At 73.1% G+C, this 16,508-nt stretch carries 13 protein-coding genes and 1 pseudogene; 4 read left to right on the top strand and 10 right to left on the bottom strand.

Annotation, left to right across the window (positions count from 1 at the left end):
* Positions 1-283: 283 nt before the first annotated feature.
* A complete protein-coding gene (locus tag HDA31_RS02845; protein ID WP_074472852.1) occupies positions 284-646 on the top strand; it encodes a chorismate mutase in 363 nt (120 codons plus the stop codon).
* 107 nt (positions 647-753) lie between these two features.
* Here HDA31_RS02845 and HDA31_RS02840 read toward each other — a convergent pair whose 3' ends face one another.
* From HDA31_RS02840 to HDA31_RS02810, 7 genes are all read right to left on the bottom strand, one after another.
* Positions 754-1,767 (bottom strand): ABC transporter ATP-binding protein, encoded by a 1,014-nt coding sequence (locus tag HDA31_RS02840; protein ID WP_178066387.1) that lies wholly within the window; start codon positions 1,765-1,767, stop codon positions 754-756.
* A complete protein-coding gene (locus HDA31_RS02835; RefSeq protein ID WP_178067816.1) occupies positions 1,760-2,788 on the bottom strand; it encodes an ABC transporter ATP-binding protein in 1,029 nt (342 codons plus the stop codon). The genes HDA31_RS02840 and HDA31_RS02835 overlap by 8 nt, the downstream gene beginning before the upstream one ends.
* 26 nt (positions 2,789-2,814) lie before the next feature.
* Positions 2,815-3,798: an ABC transporter permease gene (locus tag HDA31_RS02830; protein ID WP_178066388.1), complete on the bottom strand. Its 984-nt coding sequence runs from the start codon at positions 3,796-3,798 to the stop codon at positions 2,815-2,817.
* Between the two features lie 75 nt (positions 3,799-3,873).
* Positions 3,874-4,800: an ABC transporter permease gene (locus tag HDA31_RS02825; protein WP_074472592.1), complete on the bottom strand. Its 927-nt coding sequence runs from the start codon at positions 4,798-4,800 to the stop codon at positions 3,874-3,876.
* A gap of 146 nt (positions 4,801-4,946) precedes the next feature.
* Positions 4,947-6,587, bottom strand: coding sequence for a peptide ABC transporter substrate-binding protein (locus HDA31_RS02820; protein ID WP_178066389.1), 1,641 nt, complete (start codon positions 6,585-6,587; stop codon positions 4,947-4,949).
* 641 nt (positions 6,588-7,228) lie between these two features.
* A complete protein-coding gene (locus HDA31_RS02815; RefSeq protein ID WP_178066390.1) occupies positions 7,229-7,915 on the bottom strand; it encodes a response regulator in 687 nt (228 codons plus the stop codon).
* Between the two features lie 2 nt (positions 7,916-7,917).
* Entirely contained in the window at positions 7,918-9,156 is a 1,239-nt protein-coding gene (locus tag HDA31_RS02810) for an ATP-binding protein (RefSeq protein ID WP_178066391.1), read from the bottom strand.
* 217 nt (positions 9,157-9,373) lie between these two features.
* Between HDA31_RS02810 and HDA31_RS02805 the strand changes: the two genes are divergently transcribed.
* The 3 genes and pseudogenes from HDA31_RS02805 (at position 9,374) to HDA31_RS02795 (ending at position 13,094) form a co-directional block, all read left to right on the top strand.
* On the top strand, positions 9,374-11,188 hold the full coding sequence (locus HDA31_RS02805) for a PspC domain-containing protein (RefSeq protein WP_221486544.1): 1,815 nt from the start codon (positions 9,374-9,376) through the stop codon (positions 11,186-11,188).
* Positions 11,185-11,397 (top strand): annotated as a pseudogene (locus HDA31_RS32855) (hypothetical protein); the annotation flags it as partial. The gene HDA31_RS02805 and the pseudogene HDA31_RS32855, both read left to right, overlap by 4 nt.
* Positions 11,398-11,840: 443 nt before the next feature.
* On the top strand, positions 11,841-13,094 hold the full coding sequence (locus HDA31_RS02795) for a phosphatidylserine decarboxylase (RefSeq protein WP_178066392.1): 1,254 nt from the start codon (positions 11,841-11,843) through the stop codon (positions 13,092-13,094).
* A 60-nt stretch (positions 13,095-13,154) separates the two neighbouring features.
* Here HDA31_RS02795 and HDA31_RS02790 read toward each other — a convergent pair whose 3' ends face one another.
* From HDA31_RS02790 to HDA31_RS02780, 3 genes are all read right to left on the bottom strand, one after another.
* Positions 13,155-14,075, bottom strand: coding sequence for a CDP-alcohol phosphatidyltransferase family protein (locus HDA31_RS02790; protein ID WP_178066393.1), 921 nt, complete (start codon positions 14,073-14,075; stop codon positions 13,155-13,157).
* 345 nt (positions 14,076-14,420) lie between these two features.
* Positions 14,421-15,326: an NUDIX hydrolase gene (locus HDA31_RS02785; RefSeq protein ID WP_178067821.1), complete on the bottom strand. Its 906-nt coding sequence runs from the start codon at positions 15,324-15,326 to the stop codon at positions 14,421-14,423.
* Positions 15,327-15,469: 143 nt separating this feature from the next.
* Complete coding sequence (locus HDA31_RS02780) at positions 15,470-16,417, bottom strand: NUDIX hydrolase (protein ID WP_178066394.1); 948 nt, start codon at positions 16,415-16,417, stop codon at positions 15,470-15,472.
* Between the last annotated feature and the right edge of the window lie 91 nt (positions 16,418-16,508).

Raw genomic sequence — 16,508 nt, 5'->3', positions numbered from 1 at the left:
GCTCTGGAGAGCCCGGGGCTTTTCCGTCCCGGGATCCGGGCACCGGGCCCGACGTCCGAGGGGTACGGCGATGATGGCAGACGTGATGGAGCAGAACGGCAGCTTGGCGCGGTCCCGCCCGCAGGGTGACCAGGGCGGCGGCGTCCAGGCCAACGCCGGCAGCGGCGGCACGGGTAGCGGGAACGCGGGCGGCGGCCTCCCCGGCGGTGGCACCGGCCCCGGCAACCCGAACGCGGGTGCCGCCGGCGGCGGAAACCCGGCCAGCGCCGGCAAGGCCGGCAACGTGGGCGGCGGCAACGGCGGCCCGGTCCCCGCCGGCAAGGCGGGCAACACGGGCGGCGGGCGGGGCGAGCCGGCGTCGTCGGCCGCCGGGCCGACCCGGACCGGCACCGACGACTCGGTGGCGGCGGAGCGGATCGTCGCCATCCGGGAGCGGATCGACGAGATCGACAGCACGTTGATCGCGCTGTGGCAGGAACGGGCCGCCCTGTCGCAGGAGGTCGGCGCGACCCGGATGGCCTCCGGGGGCACCCGGCTGGTGCTGTCGCGGGAACGCGAGATCCTGGAGCGGTTCCGGCAGGCACTGGGGGCTGACGGCACCCAGTTGGCCCTGCTGCTGCTCCGCGCCGGCCGCGGCCCGCTGTAGCAAGAACCGCCTGCCGGCGTCGCGGGGACGCCGGCAGGCGGTCGGATGTCACAGGCCGGCCGAAGGCCCGGCAGGTGGGCCGGGACCGGTCGGTCAACCGGGGAGGCTCACGCCTCGTGACTGGCCACGATCTCGCGCTTCTCGGCGAAGTGGCAGGCGCTCGGGTGGTCCGAGCCGGAGCGGATCTCCAGCAGCGGGACCTGCTCGGCGCAGACGTCCTGCGCCTTCCAGCACCGGGTGCGGAACCGGCAGCCCGAGGGCGGGCTGACGGGCGACGGCACGTCGCCGGTGAGCCGGATGATCGCCTTCTGGTCGCGCAGCGTCGGGTCCGGCACCGGCACCGCCGACAGCAGCGCCTGCGTGTACGGGTGGGTGGGGCGCTCGTAGATCTCGTCCTCGGTGCCGATCTCGACGATCTTGCCGAGGTACATGACCGCGACCCGGTCCGACAGGTGCCGGACCACCGACAGGTCGTGGGCGATGAAGACGTACGACAGGCCGAGCTCGGCCTGGAGCTTCTCCAGCAGGTTCATCACCTGGGCCTGGATGGACACGTCCAGGGCCGACACCGGCTCGTCGCAGATGATGATCTCCGGCCGCAGGGCGAGGGCCCGGGCGATGCCGATGCGCTGCCGCTGGCCGCCGGAGAACTGGTGCGGGTACCGGTTGATGTGCTCCGGGTTCAGGCCGACGAGGTCGAGCAGTTCCTTGACCTTGTCTCGCCGGCTGCCCTTCGGGGCCACCTCGGGGTGGATCTCGAACGGCTCGCCGATCAGGTCGCCGACCGTCATCCGCGGGTTCAGCGAGGTGTACGGGTCCTGCATGACCAGCTGGATCTGGCGGCGCAGCCGGCGCAGGGCGCCGCCGGAGAGCTTGGAGATGTCCTGGCCCTTGTAGTTGACGCTGCCGGCGGTCGGCCGCTCCAGGTTCATCAGCACCCGGGCCAGCGTGGACTTGCCGCAGCCGGACTCGCCGACCACGCCGAGCGTCTCGCCGGCCTTGAGCTCCAGCGACACCCCGTCGACGGCCTTGACGTGCCCGATGGTCTTCTTGAACACCACGCCGCGGGTGACGGGGTAGTGCTTGACCAGGTCACGGACTTCGAGGATGTTCTCAGTCACGGTTCACCAGATCCTCAGCGAAGTGGCAGGCGCTGGCGCGGTCGGCGCCGATCTGCAGCAGCGGCGGCAGCGTCTCCCGGCAGACCGGCTGCGCCATGGGGCAGCGCGGGTTGAACGGGCAGCCCGGCGGGATGTTCATCAGGTTCGGCGGCAGGCCCTTGATGGTGCGGAGCTGCTGCCCCCGCTCGTCCATCCGCGGGATCGAGTCGATCAGACCGATGGTGTACGGGTGCGCCGGCTTGGCGTACAGGTCGTAGACGTTGGCTTCCTCGACGATCCGGCCCGCGTACATGACCGCGATCCGGTCCGCGACGTCGGCGACCACGCCGAGGTCGTGGGTGATCAGGATCATGCCCATCTGCCGCTCGCGCTGGAGCTCGGCGAGCAGGTCCATGATCTGGGCCTGCACGGTCACGTCGAGCGCGGTGGTGGGCTCGTCGGCGATCAGCACCTCGGGGTCGAGCGCCAGCGACATCGCGATCATCGCGCGCTGCCGCATGCCGCCGGAGAACTGGTGCGGGTAGTTGCTGAACCGGCCCTTGGCGTTCGGGATCTTGACCTGGTCGAGCATCTCGATCGCGCGCTTCTTGGCGTCGGCGCGGCTGAGGCCGCGCCGGACGCGGAACTGCTCGGCGATCTGGAATCCGACGGTGAAGACGGGGTTCAGGGCGGAGAGCGCGTCCTGGAAGATCATCGCGATGCCCTCGCCGCGGATGCGGCGGCGCTCCTCGGCGGACATGGTGAGCATGTCCTTGCCGTGGAAGCGCACCTGGCCGCCGGTGACGAAGCCGGGCGGCGTGTCGAGGATGCCCATGATGGTCTGCGCGGTGACGCTCTTGCCGGAGCCGGACTCGCCGAGCACGGCGAGGGTCTCCCCCGCGTCGACGTGATAGGTGACGCCGTTGATGACCTTGGCGACGCCGTCGCGGGTGCGGAACTCGACCCGCAGGTCCTCGACCTCCAGGAGGCGACCCGAGGGGCGGCCGGATCCGGCGGCACCCGGCTTGGACTGCTCGGACACGAGAATGTCGGACAACTCAATCTCCCCTAGCGCAGTTTCGGATCGAGGGCCTCGCGGACCGCCTCACCGAGCATCACGAAGCTCAGCACGGCGGTGACGAGGAACGCGGAGGGGAAGAAGAGCAGGAAGGGCGAGACCCGGATGTAGTTCTGCGCCTCACTGATCATGATGCCCCAGGAGACCACCGGGGTCTTCAGGCCGATGCCCAGGAACGACAGCGTGGCCTCCGCGCCGATGAACGACCCGACCATGATCGTGCCGTAGACCAGCAGCGGGGCGAGGCAGTTCGGCAGCAGGTGCTTGAGGATGATCCGGCCGTGGCCGGCGCCCAGCGCCCGGGCCGCGACGATGTAGTCGGCCTCCTTGGTGGCCAGCACCGAGGAGCGCATCAGCCGCATCACGACCGGCCAGCTCAGCACGACCAGGGACATGATGACCAGGCCCATGATCTGCCACTCGTTGTTGCTCGACCCGGCCCCGTTGAAGGTGGTCAGGATGACGATCGCGCCGAGCACGAAGGGCAGGCCGAAGAAGATGTCGGCGAAGCGGGACAGCAGGGCGTCGACCCAGCCGCCGGCGTAGCCGGCGATCATGCCGACCGCGCCGCCGATCAGCAGCGTGCCGATGGTGGAGATCAGGGCCACCACGATCGAGGCGCGGGCGCCGTAGATGACCCGGGCGTAGACGTCACGGCCCTGCACGTCGTAGCCGAACCAGGCGTCGGTGGACGGCTCGACCCGGCTGCGGGACAGCGCGCCGTTGACCGCGTCGCCGGAGGTGAACAGCGACGGGAAGGCCGCCATCAGCACGAAGACCACGATGAGGGCCGCGGAGATCCAGAACAGCGGCTTGCGGCGCAGGTCGCGCCAGGCGTCGCCGAGCAGGCCGCGCGGCTTCTCCTTGCGGGCGTTCTCGGGCAGGCCGGCGTCGACGGGCGCGCCGGAGCCCGCCTCGGTGGGCATGGTCGCCGGCGGGGTCGAGACGATCGATGCGGTGCTGGGGTCACTCATGCCGCCACCTCGCTGCGCTCGGTGCCGGCACGGTGGCCCCGGCACGCTGCGTTCTTGACTCGTTCGCGACGCTGCTCACTCATAGCGGATCCTCGGGTCGAGAGCGGCGTAGAGCAGGTCCACCAGCAGGTTCATCAGGAGGTAGACGAGCACCAGGACCACCACGATGGAGACAACGGTAGCGCTCTCCTTCGTGACGATCGCCCGGAGCACGGCGCGGCCGATGCCGTTGATGCCGAAGATGCCCTCGGTGACGATGGCGCCGCCCATGAGCGCGCCCAGGTCGGTGCCGAGCAGGGTGACGACCGGGATCAGCGAGTTGCGCAGCAGGTGGACGCCGACGACGCGCCGCATCGGCAGGCCCTTGGCGATGGCGGTGCGGACGTAGTCGGCGCGCCGGTTCTCCGCGATGCTGGTGCGGGCCACGCGGGCGACGTACGCCGTGGACGCGCTGCCGAGGACGAAGCCGGGCAGGAGCAGCTCGGTCAGCCGCATCTCGCTGGAGACCGTCGGGTGGACGATGCCCCACTTGACGCCGAGCAGCCACTGGAGCACGAAGCCGACGACGAAGACCGGCAGCGCGATCAGGAAGAGCGTGGAGACGAGGACCAGGTTGTCGAAGAAACCGTTGCGCCGCAGGCCGGTCAGGACACCGGCGGTCAGGCCGATGATCGCCTCGATCGCCAGGGCCACCACGGCGAGCTTCAGCGTGTTCGGGTACGCGGTGGCGATGATGTCGCCGACCTCGCGGTTGTTGAACGTGATGCCGAAGTCCCCCTGGAACAGGTTCTTCATGTAGGTGGCGTACTGCACCCAGATCGACTCGTCGAGCTGGTACTTCTCGGTCATGAAGTTGATGTACGAGTCCGGGCACCGGCGGTCGCCGCACTTGCCGGCGAACGGGTCGCCCGGCACGGACCAGACGAGCCAGTAGATCAGGAACGTCGTACCGATGAAGACCGGGACGAGTTGCAGTAGCCGTCTCAACAGATAACGGCCCATGGGGGTCCTCCTGACAGGGGGCGCGTCGGACGACCGCCGACACGGGGTGACGTCAACGTGGCGGGGAGTGTTGTGCACTCCTCGCGGAACGGCCCCGGGCCGGACCCACCGGTAGGTGAGCCCGACCCGGGGTCAGACCGAACGGATCAGAGCTCGACCGAGGTGATGTCGAGTTCGCCGACGTTGCTCAGCTCCATCTTCTTGACCTTCTCCGAGTGGCCGGACTGCTGGCCACCGAAGTAGATCGGCATCGACGGAACGTCCTGGTCGATGAGCTTGACGGCCTCGGCGAACTTGGCGTGCGAGGCGTCGAGGCTCGGTGCCGCGCTGGCCTCCTTGGCCAGGGCGTCGACCTGCTTGTTGCTGTACATACCGTCGTTGGACGAGCCACCGGTCACGTAGAGCGGGTTGACCCAGTTCTCCACGTCGGGGTAGTCCTGCTGCCAGCCGGCGCGGTAGGCGCCCTTCATCTTGTGGGCGTTGATGTTCTGGCGGAACACCGCGAAGGTCGGCACGCCCTCGGCGCGGGCGTTGATGCCGAGGTTGGTCTTGACCTGCTGCGCGACGGCCTCCATCCACTCCTTGTGGCTGGCGTCGGCGTTGTAGTACATGACCAGCTCGCCCGTGAAGCCGCCGGCCTCGGCGAGCAGCTTCTTGGCCTCGTCCACGTTGAACTGGCACGCGGTGCAGTTGCCCGGCGCCGCGCCCGGGGTCAGCGGGTTGGCCCAGCTGTCGGCCGGCTTCCGGCTACCGAAGAAGATCTTGTCGGTGATCTCCTGCCGGTTGATCGACAGCGAGATGGCGCGACGCAGCTTCGGGTTCTGGAAGCGCTTGTCGTAGATCGGGAAGGCGATGATGCCGGTCGACGGGGTGGTCGACGAGATGGCCCGCTCACCCAGGTCCGACTTCCACTTGTCGCCCGCGATGGCGGACACCGGCACCTGCTGCATGAAGTCGAGGTTCCCGGAGACCAGGTCGCTGTACGCGGCCGTGTCGTCCTGGTACATCTTGATGGTGACGTCCTTGATCTTCATCTTGTCGCGCAGCTGGTAGTCGTCGAACCGCGTCAGCTTGATCTGGACGTTGTTCTCCCAGGACACGAACTTGACCGGCCCGTTGCCGATCGGCTTCTTGCCGAACTCCTCGGCGCTGCCCGAGAAGAACGCGTCCGGCAGCGGCATGAAGGTGCTGTAGCCGAGCTTGGTCGGGAACACGGCGGTCGGCGCGGCGAGCGTGACCTCGAAGTTCCAGTCGTCGACGACCTTGAGGCCGGACATCTCCTTGGCCTTCGGCTCCGGGGCCTTCTGCGGGCCCTCGGGGCCGTCCGGGTCCGCCGTGTTGACGTCGGCGAAGCCCTCGATGTCGGCGAAGAAGCTGGAGTTCTGCGCGCCGTTCGGCGAGTAGGCGCCCCAGTTCCAGGCGTCCACGAAGTTCTTGGCCTTCACGACGGTGCCGTCGTGGAACTTCGTGTCCTGCTTGATCTTGATCTTGTAGACCTTGGAGTCGGTCGTCTCGATCGACTCGGCCAGGGCGTTCTGCGGGGCACCACCGTTGTTGGGGTACTCGACCAGACCGGTCCACATCCAGTCGATGATCTTGCCGCCACCGGTCTCGGTGGTGTTCGACGGAACCAGCGGGTTCTCCGGCTCGGTGCCGTCGACCGTGATCGCGCCGTCCGCGCTGGTGGCGTCGCCACCCTCTCCGTCGCTGCTGGAGCAGCCGGACGCGACGAGCGCGAAAGCCGCGCCCAGCGCGATCGCGCCACTCGCCCGCTTCGAGACTCTCATTCCGAGGGGCCTCCTCTTTCTAACCTGTTCCGTCGTGGGTTTCACGCACGCATGGGGGGTGACACCGCCGGCGGTCACAACCACCGACCGCCGGTTACCGCAGGAAATCGGGACACCCCTGATGTACCGATCCGCCGGGCTGCCGCACCGTACCGGATTCGGCCCCCGCGCAGGAATCGACGACCACGAACCGTGACTTCTCGCCGCATCCGTGGCCGCGCGACCGTGCCTGGGTGCCTCACACCGGGGGTGAGGTGCTGCAACTGTGACACCTACCGGCCCGTTACGTGAAGGTGCCGTTATCAAGCCGTTAGTTGCCCGCAGTGCGGCCGATACTTGAGAAATGATCTTGAAACAAGTCGGCCGCGCCCCGCTGAACAGCCAACATACAACCCCTTTTTGCGCTCCGCCCAACGCCCGTGACCGGCCTGTGAGCTTCCCCGCGCCCGCGGCGCGGGCGCGGGGGATCGGGACGGGCAGCGACACGGTCTGCCCGTCCGGGCGAGGCGGCCTTCGGCCACCCGGTGAGCAGCACGGACCGAGCGGGGGATGCGACGGGAATGACCAGACTCACAGTTACGCTGCGTCACGTCGGCCGGCACCCGGGATCACCGTCGGGGCCGGCCGGGACAAGGAGTGGATCACACCAGTCGGCGGTCCGCAGCCCAGCGCGACAATTCGTACCGATTGGACATCTGGAGCTTGCGCAGGACGTTCGACACGTGCGTCTCGACCGTCTTGATCGAGATGTAGAGCTCCTTGGCGATCTCCTTGTACGCGTACCCCCGGGCGAGCAGGCGGAGCACCTCGCGCTCCCGGTTGGTGAGCTGGTCCAGCTCCGGATCGGCCACCGGGGCGTCCGGCCGGGCGGCGAACGCGTCCAGCACGAACCCGGCCAGCCGGGGGCTGAACACGGCGTCCCCGTCGGCCACCCGACGGATCGCCCCGGCCAGCTCGTCCGGGGAGATCGTCTTGGTGACGTAGCCCCGGGCGCCGGCCCGGATCAGGCCGATCACGTCCTCGGCGGCGTCGGACACGCTCAGCGCCAGGAAGCGCACCTGCGGGTGGCTGCGGCGCATCGCCTCCAGCACCGCCCGGCCGCCGCCGTCGGGCATGTGCACGTCCAGCAGCACCACGTCGGGCGTGCTGGCGGCGATCCGGGCGACCGCCTCGGCCACCGTGCCGGCCTCGCCCACCACGTCGACGTGGACGCCCAACTCGGCGCGGACCCCGGCACGGAACATGGCGTGGTCGTCGACGAGGAAGACGCGCAGGCGCGCAGGCGCGCCCGCCCCGCCCTCGACCGGTCCGGTCGGCTGCTCCGCCATGGTCATCTGTCCCTTTCCGCCGTGGACTGGTCGCGGGAGATCGGCAGGATCAACCGGACCTCCGTCCCCTCACCCGGCTCGGAGCGGATCTCCGCCCGGCCGCCGTGCCGCCTCATGCGCCCGACGATCGACCCCCGGACCCCGTGCCGGTGGTCCTCCACCGTATCCGGGTCGAAGCCCTTGCCCCGGTCCCGGACGAAGACGCTCACCTGCTCCGGTTCGACCTCGGCGTACAGCGAGACCGTCCGCACCCCGGCGTGCCGGGCCGCGTTCACCAGCGCCTCGCGGGCCGCCGCCACCAGCGCGCCGACCCGCTCGTCGGTGCCCCGGTCGCCCACCACCACCGTCTCCACCGTGATGGCGAAGGTGTCCTCGACCTCGGCCGCCGCCTGCTCCAGGGCCGCGGCGAACCGCTCCGTCGGCGAGGCGGTCGGCTTGTAGAGCCAGTTGCGCAGCGACCGTTCCTGCCCGCGCGCGAGCCGCTGCACCGTCGTGGTGTCGGCGGCGTTGCGCTGGATCAACGCGAGGGTGTGCAGCACCTGGTCGTGCACCATGGCGGCCAGCTCCGCCCGCTCCTGCTCGCGGATGCGCCCCTCGCGCTCCGAACGGAGCTGGTTGTAGGTCCGCCAGAGCACCGGGGCCGCCACCACCCCCACCCCGGCCAGCCCCACCAGCGCGAAGATGACGCCGTTGACCACCGCGTCGAAGTTCTGCGCGGGCGAGTAGACCGCCGCGACGCCGATGATGCCGACCGCGACCAGCACCCCGCCGCCGATGAACCGCAGCACGAACGCGCGCCGGTCGTTCTCCTCGATCACCGCGCCGAGCCAGGGCACCGGCATCCGCTCGTCCCACTGCCGACGCCGCTCCGGCGCGGACTGGTGCCAGATCACCCCGGCCCCCACCGCGATGATCGCGACCAGCCAGCCGGCGGTGCCCGCCGCCCCGACGGAGCCGAAGAGCACCGTCTGGAGCACCAGCACCACCAGCCCGATCGCCACGAACGGCAGGAGCTGGCCGAGATCACGACGGGCCGGGACGGCCGCGTCACCGGGCCGCAGCGGGACCACCGCCCAGAACGCGGCGTAGAGCAGCAACCCGAGCCCGCTGAGGCCGAGCAGCACCATGAACGCGATCCGCACCCGGACCACCGAGATGCCGAGGTGGTCGGCGATGCCGGCGGCGACGCCGGCGGCCATCCGGTGCTCGGGCGCCCGGTAGAGGCGGGGCGGCTGGGTCACAGCGCTGATCGCAGGCTCCCTGCTCGGGCGGGGCGCGCCCCGGGCGTGCGGCGCGGGCGCGGGCGCACGCCGGGTCGACGTCGCCGATCCGATCGTCACACGCCACGCCGGCCGCAGACCACGGGGAACGCCCGGACATCCCGGCCCGCCGGATCTCAGGGTGGGGTCAGGGTCGGTTCCGGAGGTCTCTCGCCGGCCCGCGCAGCAGGATCGAGGCATGACCGAGGAAGCTGCCCCGCCGCCCCGCCCCGGGACGGCACCGCCGGGCGGGCCACCACCGCCCCCGCCGCCGGCCCCGGCGGCCCCCGCCACCCCCGCCGCCTGGGCCGCGCCGACCGCCTTCGGCCCGGCGACGCCCGACGCGCCGGGCACACCCGGGCAGGCCGGCCGGGACGCCGGGGGCGCGCCGCCGCCGGAGAGGCCGGGCCCGGCCGCGCCACCCCCACCGCCACCGCCACCGCCCGGGGGCGACGGTCCGGGGGCGGGCGGCCCACCACCCGGGGGGTACGCGGCCCCGCCGCCCCCGCCGCCCGAGGGCGCCGGCTTCACCTCCCGGTACGGGCTCATCCGGCCGCGCGAGGGTCGCTACCTGGCCGGTGTCTGCGCGGCGATCGGCCGGGCCACCAACACCGACCCGGTGCTCTGGCGGGTGCTGCTGGCGGTGCTGGGCTTCTTCGGCGGCATCGGCATCCTGGTGTACGTCACGGCCTGGCTGATCATCCCCGGCGAGGGCGACACCGCCTCCCCGGTCGAGTCGATGCTCGGCCGGGGCCGGTCCAGCATGTCCCCGGTCACCGTGATCGTGCTGAGCATCCTGGTCGCGGTGAGCTTCGGCTACATCGTCACCGACGCGTTCCGGGCGGTGCTGCTCGGCGCGGCCATCCTGATCGGCGGCGCGCTGCTGCTCAACCGCGACCACGCCACGGCGGGCCGGGGCGCGGGCCACGCTCCGACGCCCGCCGGCGGGCCGGGGTCGGCCCCGCCGGTCGCCTGGCCCACGCGAGGCCCGGTCGTCCCGCCCGCGCCGGGCCTGTTCACCCCGCCCACCGGCCCGCAGGCCACCCCCGGCACGCCGCCGGCCGGCCCCGGCGCTCCCGGTCAGCCGGCCACGGCACCGCTCGGGGGGCAGCCGTTCGGGGTCGCCCTGGGGCAGCCGTTCGGGGCGGCCGTCCCCGGGCAGCCCGGCCCCCGGTGGGTCGCGCCGCCCCCGCCCCGGGGCGGGGCCACCGCCGAGCTGCCGGCCTGGCCGCCCACGCCCGCCCCGTCGGCCGGCCCACCCGCTCCGGTCGCCTACCCGCCGGTCACCCCGCCCGCGCCGTCCGGCTACCGGCCGCCGTTCGCCCCGCACGGCCCGTACGCCCAAGGGCCGCAACCGGCCCCGGCCGCGCCGTACCCGCCGGCCAAGCCGCCGAAGCGGCCCCGGGAACGGTCCCCGCTGGGTGCCGTGACGTTCTCGCTGATCTTCCTGGCGCTGGGCGTGGTGGCCGTGCTCGACCTGCTGGACGTGGTCGAGGTGGGTGCGGCGGCGTACTTCGCCGCGGCCCTGGCGACCATCGGGCTCGGGCTGCTCGTCGGCGCCTGGTTCGGCCGGGCGCGGTGGCTGATCGCGCTCGGGCTGGTCACCGCGGCGGCGCTCGGCGTCGCCACCGTCGCCGAGTCCTACGACCGGGTCCGGGGCGTGGACGGGGACGTCACCTGGGCCCCCACGGACCGCCGCGACCTGGCCGACCGCTACGAGAACAACTTCGGCGACGCCGTGCTGGACCTGCGCGCCATCGACTTCGACAAGCAGGAGACCCAGATCACCGTCGCGATCAACTTCGGCAAGGCGACCGTCGTGGTGCCGCCCGACGTCGACGTCACCACGACCGCCGACGTCAACGCCGGGGACGCGACCATCTTCGGCAACCGTTCCGGCGCGCTGGACGGCCGGCTCCGGGAGGTCACCGACCTCGGCGCGGACGGCCCCGGCGGCGGGAAGCTGCGCCTCTACGTCCACGTCAACGCCGGAGACCTGGAGGTGACCCGGTGAAGGCGCACCGCACCGACGTCGTATCGCTCGGCTTCGGGCTGTTCTTCGTCGCGCTGGCCGCCTGGTGGCTGCTCGCCCAGCTGCTCGGCCTGGCCCTCCCCCCGGTCGGCTGGTTCCTGGCCGGCGGGCTGCTCCTGATCGGCGTGCTGGGGCTGGTCGGCGCGCTGCGCTCCGGCCGGGGCAACCGGGCGGCCGACCAGCCGCAGGCCGACCAACCGCAGGCCGACCCGCAGCAGGCCGACCCGCAGCAGGCCGACGTCGGGGCCGAGGCCGAGGAGCCGGGCGTCGGGCGGACCGACGAGTGGCCGACCGCCGCCGTCACCGACGACCTGCCCGAGGCGGTCGAGGACCGGCCGGTCAGCGGCGGCGGGACACCCCGTGGGGACGAGCGGGCCGGCGGTTGACCGCTGCGGTGCGGCTCCCGGCGGAGGGCGCATATGCTGGCCGTGGAGATCTCGCCTCCGCCGGCCGGTCCACGCCGCGGGCCTCGCCCGTAACGAGCCGCCGGGCCGTCGACGACCGGGCCGCGTCGCGGGGCCCCGCCCCCGGCCCGCCGCCCGGTCGTCGGGCCCGTCCGCGGTCGACCCCGACCGGTTCGCCGTGGCGATCCCGCCGCGATTGCCGTCTCTACCCCGTCAGGAGCCCGTCCGACATGACCCAGTCCCCCGCCGTGCGCACCTCCGGCCGGCCCGGTCCGGTCCGCATCGGCGAGCGTGCCGCCCGTACCCTCGTCACCGAGCTCGCCCGGCGCAACGACCCGAAGGCCGCCCTGGTGGTCGGCGCGACCCCGGACTCCGCGGTCCTGGCCGCGGCGATCGACGCCCTGCTGCCCGGCGACGTCCTCACCGTCGTGCCCGCCGGATCGGCGACGCCGGCCGCGCTGCGCGAGCACGTGAGCGCCCAGGGCAGTTGGGTCGCCGACCGGGTACGCGTGGTGGACTCCCTCGCCGAGGCCGACGCCGTCGAGGTGGTGATCGCCGCCGAGCCGCTCACCGGCACCGCCGACGAGACCCGCACGACCGTCGACGGCCTGGCGAAGTACCTTGTCGACGGCGCGGTGCTCGCCGTGGCTGTGCCGGCGACCCCGGCCCGGACGGCCGGCGCGGCGGCCGAGCTGGAGCGGCAGGCAGCCCTGCACGGCGTCGGGAGCGACCTGGTGCTGCGCAACCCCCCGCCGGTGCGGGTGCACCGGCTCCGGTTCACCCCGGCCGACGCGGCGGTCGCCGCCCGCCTCGCCCCGGCCCACCGGCCGTCGAGCGTTCCGTTGACCCGAGGCATGCACATCGACTCCAACGGGGTCGCGGCGGCCGGCATCACCCTCGGCCTGGCCGCGCTGACCCGCCTCGCCCGGCCCAAGTCGAAGCTGTGGCTGGTGCCGGCCCTCGCCGCCGTCCCGGTGGCCGCGTTCTTCCGGGACCCGCAGCGGGACGTCCCCGAGGACCAGTCGGCCGTCGTGGCCGCCGCCGACGGTCAGGTGCTGTCGGTGCAGCGGCTGCACGACGAGCGGTTCGGCGACGGCGAGTGGCTGCGGGTCGCGGTGTTCCTGTCGGTGCTGGACGTGCACGTCAACCGCTCCCCGGTGGCCGGCAAGGTGGTCGACTACTTCGTCGCCGACGGCGGGTTCGTCAACGCCATGAAGCCGGACGCCGAGCACAACGTGGCGGCGTACACGGTGCTCGACACCGACCACGGGACGGTCGTCGTGGCGCAGCGCACCGGGCTGATCGCCCGGCGCATCGTGCAGCGGGCCCCGATCGGCTCGCTGCTGGCCCGGGGTGAGCGGTTCGGCCTGATCCGGTTCGGCTCGCGCACCGACGTCTACCTGCCGGCCGACGCCGCCGACCCGCTGGTCGGGCCGGGCGACCGGGTGGTCGGCGGGTCCACGGTCATCGCCCGCTGGCGCTGAGCCGGGCACGACGAAGGGGGCACCGCGGTCGCGGCGCCCCCTTCGTCGTCGAGCGTCGGATCAGGCGGTGCGGCGCTGGTGCAGCCAGAGCACCGGGCCGCTGACCAGGTAGCCCACCACGATCAGGGCGAAGGTGAGCCGGATGTCGACAAGCGCGCCGACCACCGGGGCCAGCCAGAGCCACGGCGGCAGCTTCACCAGCCGGGCCAGCTTCGCGTAGGGGAAGCTGGAGACCATCGCGAACGCGAGCAGCGCCACCCCGGCGATCTGCACGAGGCCGGGCAGCGGCAGGCCAAGGGCGACGGTCAGCGCCAGCACGGCCGCGGCCATCGTGGTCGGCACGCCGCAGAAGAAGCGGCCGTCCTTCGGCGAGACGTTGAACCGGGCGAGCCGGATCGCCGCGCAGGCGGCGACGAGCGCGGCGGCGACCGCGGCGGCGGCGCGCGGGGCCTCGCCGGCGAGTGAGGCGTAGACCACGACGGGGGCGGCCAGGCCGAAGGAGCACATGTCGGCCAGCGAGTCCATCTGCGCGCCGAACGGGCTGGCCACGCCGAAGCGGCGGGCGAGCGCGCCGTCGAGCCCGTCGAACGCCACGCAGGCGATCAGCAGGAGCGCGGCGAGGCGCACCTGACCCTGCATGGCCACGAAGATGGCGTTGATGCCGAGCACGAGGCTGGCCAGGGTGCAGGCGTTGACCAGCGCGAACTTGACCCGGCGGCCCGTCGTCCGCGCGCCGGGCAGCAGCGGGATCGACATCGACGCCGCGTCGTCGACCGGGGCGGCGGGGCCCACAGCCGGGCTGACCGGCGCGACCGACTCGACCTCGGTGCGCTGGTAGCGGTCGAGGCCGTAGCGGCGGCGCTGCCGGTCGAGGTAGCGGTGCTCGGGCGAGGTCAGGTCGGTGCCCGCGGCGGCGACGCCGTCGCGGCGTCCCACCCGGACGAGCAGCACCTGGCGGGCGAACGTGCTGCTGCGGCGCAACGGGCCCGCCCAGCGACGCCCTGCGGGGCGCGGACTGTCAGTCGTACGACGCCGGCGCCATGGGGCTCTCGGCACGTTTCCTCCATCACCGGATCGGGCTGGCCGCCGCGGGGGCGGGTGTCCGGCTGTCTCGTGCCGGACCGCTTCGGGCCCGGCAGCCGTCAAAGCGGAGTACACCATTGCACAGGGGTAGGGGGCTTGGCGATAGCTGCCGGCGGACCTGATATCTCCGTTAACCGCGCGAATCGCCTCTTCTATTCCCATCTCGGGCCTGATCGCCCGATCCTCCACCAACCCCGCCTTCAGCCTACCGGAGGGCGTCGATACCGGCTCGGCGGGCGGGCGCTATGCGACCCGATGTCCGGTTACCAGGGCCGCCACCTCGGTCAACGGCAGGTCGCCGAGCGCGTCCGGCGGAAACCAGGCGGCGGCGGCCGTCGAACCGCCGGCCAGCTCGGTGACCCGGGCCTCGGTGGGGTCGTCGACCACCACCCGGTAGACCACCCGCACCCCGTGCCAGTCCAGCGGCCGGCCCTCCGGGCCCAGCGCGCCCGGATCGTAGCGGTCGTGGACGGTGAGCAGCTCGACCACCCGGCCGAGCTGGCCGGCCTCCTCGACCAGTTCGCGGAGCAGGCCGGCGGCCGGCTGCTCGCCGTGGTCGGTGCCGCCACCGGGCAGGTGCCACAGCCCGGCCCCCGGGTAGCCGTCGGCGATCAGGGTGAGCAGCACCCGCCCGTCCGGGTCGGTGACCAGCCCGTACGCCGCGAAGCGCTGCCTCCGGTCGGCCGGCACCGGCGGTTGCGCCCCGCCGGGGGACGCCCCGGACGCGGGCCGCACCGGGGCGACCGGCAGGCCGAGCGCCTCGGCGGTGAACGGCAGCAGCGGCAGCCCGGCGGCCTCCTCGGGCGTCGACCAGCGCGCCAGGTCGGTGACGCCGTCGGGCGCGGCGCGCAGCGTGCCGCCGGACGCCTCGACGGCGAAGACGATCCGGTCGGTGTGCAGCGCCACGCCCGGCAGCCCGGTGACGTCCGAGACGGCGGCGAGCAGGCCCGTCACCTGCACGGCGAGGCCGGTCTGCGCGGCGAACTCCCGGACCACGCCGGCCTCCGGGTGCTCCCCGTGCGCCAGCCCGCCGCCGGGCAGCCGCCACGCCCCCGGGTGGTCGGCCGACGCGGAGCCGCGCACGAGCAGCACCCGCCCGTCACGCCCCCGGCACACCCCGTGGACCCCCACCTGCCGTCGCTGCTCCAGCACGCCGCGCCTCCCGATCCCCCGGGCGGGACGCCCGGTCGGTCAAGAAGCTATCGCGGACGCCGGGTGGGCGGGCGACGACGTGGGGCCGTAGGGCCGCGCCCCGGGTCGGGCCACCGGTCCGGCCCGGGCTCGGGCGGCAGTCAGGCGAGGCGGGCGGCCTGGACGGCCTCCGCCGTGACCTCGGTGAGGCGGTCGGCGGGCAGCGCGCCCAGCTCCTCGCGGGCGAACCAGCGGGCCTCGCAGGTGGAGCCGCCGACGTCGGTCACCGTGGGCGGGGCGGGCTGGTCGACCATCACCCGGTAGAAGGCGCGCACGCCGTGCCAGTCGATCGGGTAGCCCTCGGGGCCGAGGGAGGCGGCGTCACGGTGGCTGGCCACCCCGAGCAGCTCGACGAGGCGGCCCTGCTGGCCGGTCTCCTCGACCAGCTCGCGGATGAGCGCCGCGCCCGGCTGCTCGCCGTAGTCGGTGCCGCCGCCGGGCAGGTGCCAGCAGCCGGCCCCCGGGTAGCCGTCGGAGACCCGGGTGAGCAGCACCCGGCCGTCGGGGTCGGTGGCCACCGCGTACGCGGCGAAGCGCTGGGCGCGGTGCAGCCCGTCGGGGCCGGGCACCGCGTAGAAGGAGGGGAACTCCGGCGGCTCGTCGGGCACCACGTCGGCCGAGGAGGCGGGCAGCCCGAGGGCCCGCGCGGTGAACGAGCGCAGCGGCAGCTCGCGCGCCTCGGTGGGAGTGACCCAGCGGGCCAGGTCGGTGGGGCGGTCGACCCGGTCGGTGAGCGTGCCGCCCCGCACCGACACCCGGTAGATGAGCCGGTCGGTGTGGATGGTGATGCCGCGCTCGGGCAGGGCCCGCATGTCGGCCAGCACGTCGTCGAGGCCGGAGACGGCGACCGAGAGCCCGGTCTCGGCGGCGGTCTCGCGGACGACGGTGTGGTTCGGGTCCTCGCCGTGGTCGACCGCCCCGCCGGGGAGGGACCACGTGCCGGGGGTGCCGGAGCGCTCCGATGCGCGGACCAGCAACACTCGGCCGACTGAGTCAGCACAGACTGCGTATGCCGCGATCCTGCGGAGCGGCTCCAGCATGGTGGTCACGGGGCCAAATTCTCCCCGTCCCTCGTTACCTGCATTGAAAAGAGTCAGATTCCTGACTGAATACTTGATCATCAGGGATCGGTCAGGGTAA

Source organism: Micromonospora carbonacea (genome assembly GCF_014205165.1).
In the GTDB taxonomy this organism is placed as follows: Bacteria; Actinomycetota; Actinomycetes; order Mycobacteriales; family Micromonosporaceae; genus Micromonospora; species Micromonospora carbonacea.
The sequence above is the reverse complement of the archived record's forward strand: the minus strand, read 5'-3'. Positions and strand labels throughout refer to the sequence as shown.

Bases quoted from the DNA above. Each gene is read 5' to 3' on its own strand.
- HDA31_RS02805 (WP_221486544.1), top strand. From the start codon at position 9,374: ATGACCGAGGAAGCTGCCCCGCCGCCCCGCCCCGGGACGGCACCGCCG.
- HDA31_RS02820 (WP_178066389.1), bottom strand. From the start codon at position 6,587: ATGAGAGTCTCGAAGCGGGCGAGTGGCGCGATCGCGCTGGGCGCGGCT.
- HDA31_RS02825 (WP_074472592.1), bottom strand. From the start codon at position 4,800: ATGGGCCGTTATCTGTTGAGACGGCTACTGCAACTCGTCCCGGTCTTC.
- HDA31_RS02795 (WP_178066392.1), top strand. From the start codon at position 11,841: ATGACCCAGTCCCCCGCCGTGCGCACCTCCGGCCGGCCCGGTCCGGTC.
- HDA31_RS02815 (WP_178066390.1), bottom strand. From the start codon at position 7,915: ATGGCGGAGCAGCCGACCGGACCGGTCGAGGGCGGGGCGGGCGCGCCT.
- HDA31_RS02830 (WP_178066388.1), bottom strand. From the start codon at position 3,798: ATGAGTGACCCCAGCACCGCATCGATCGTCTCGACCCCGCCGGCGACC.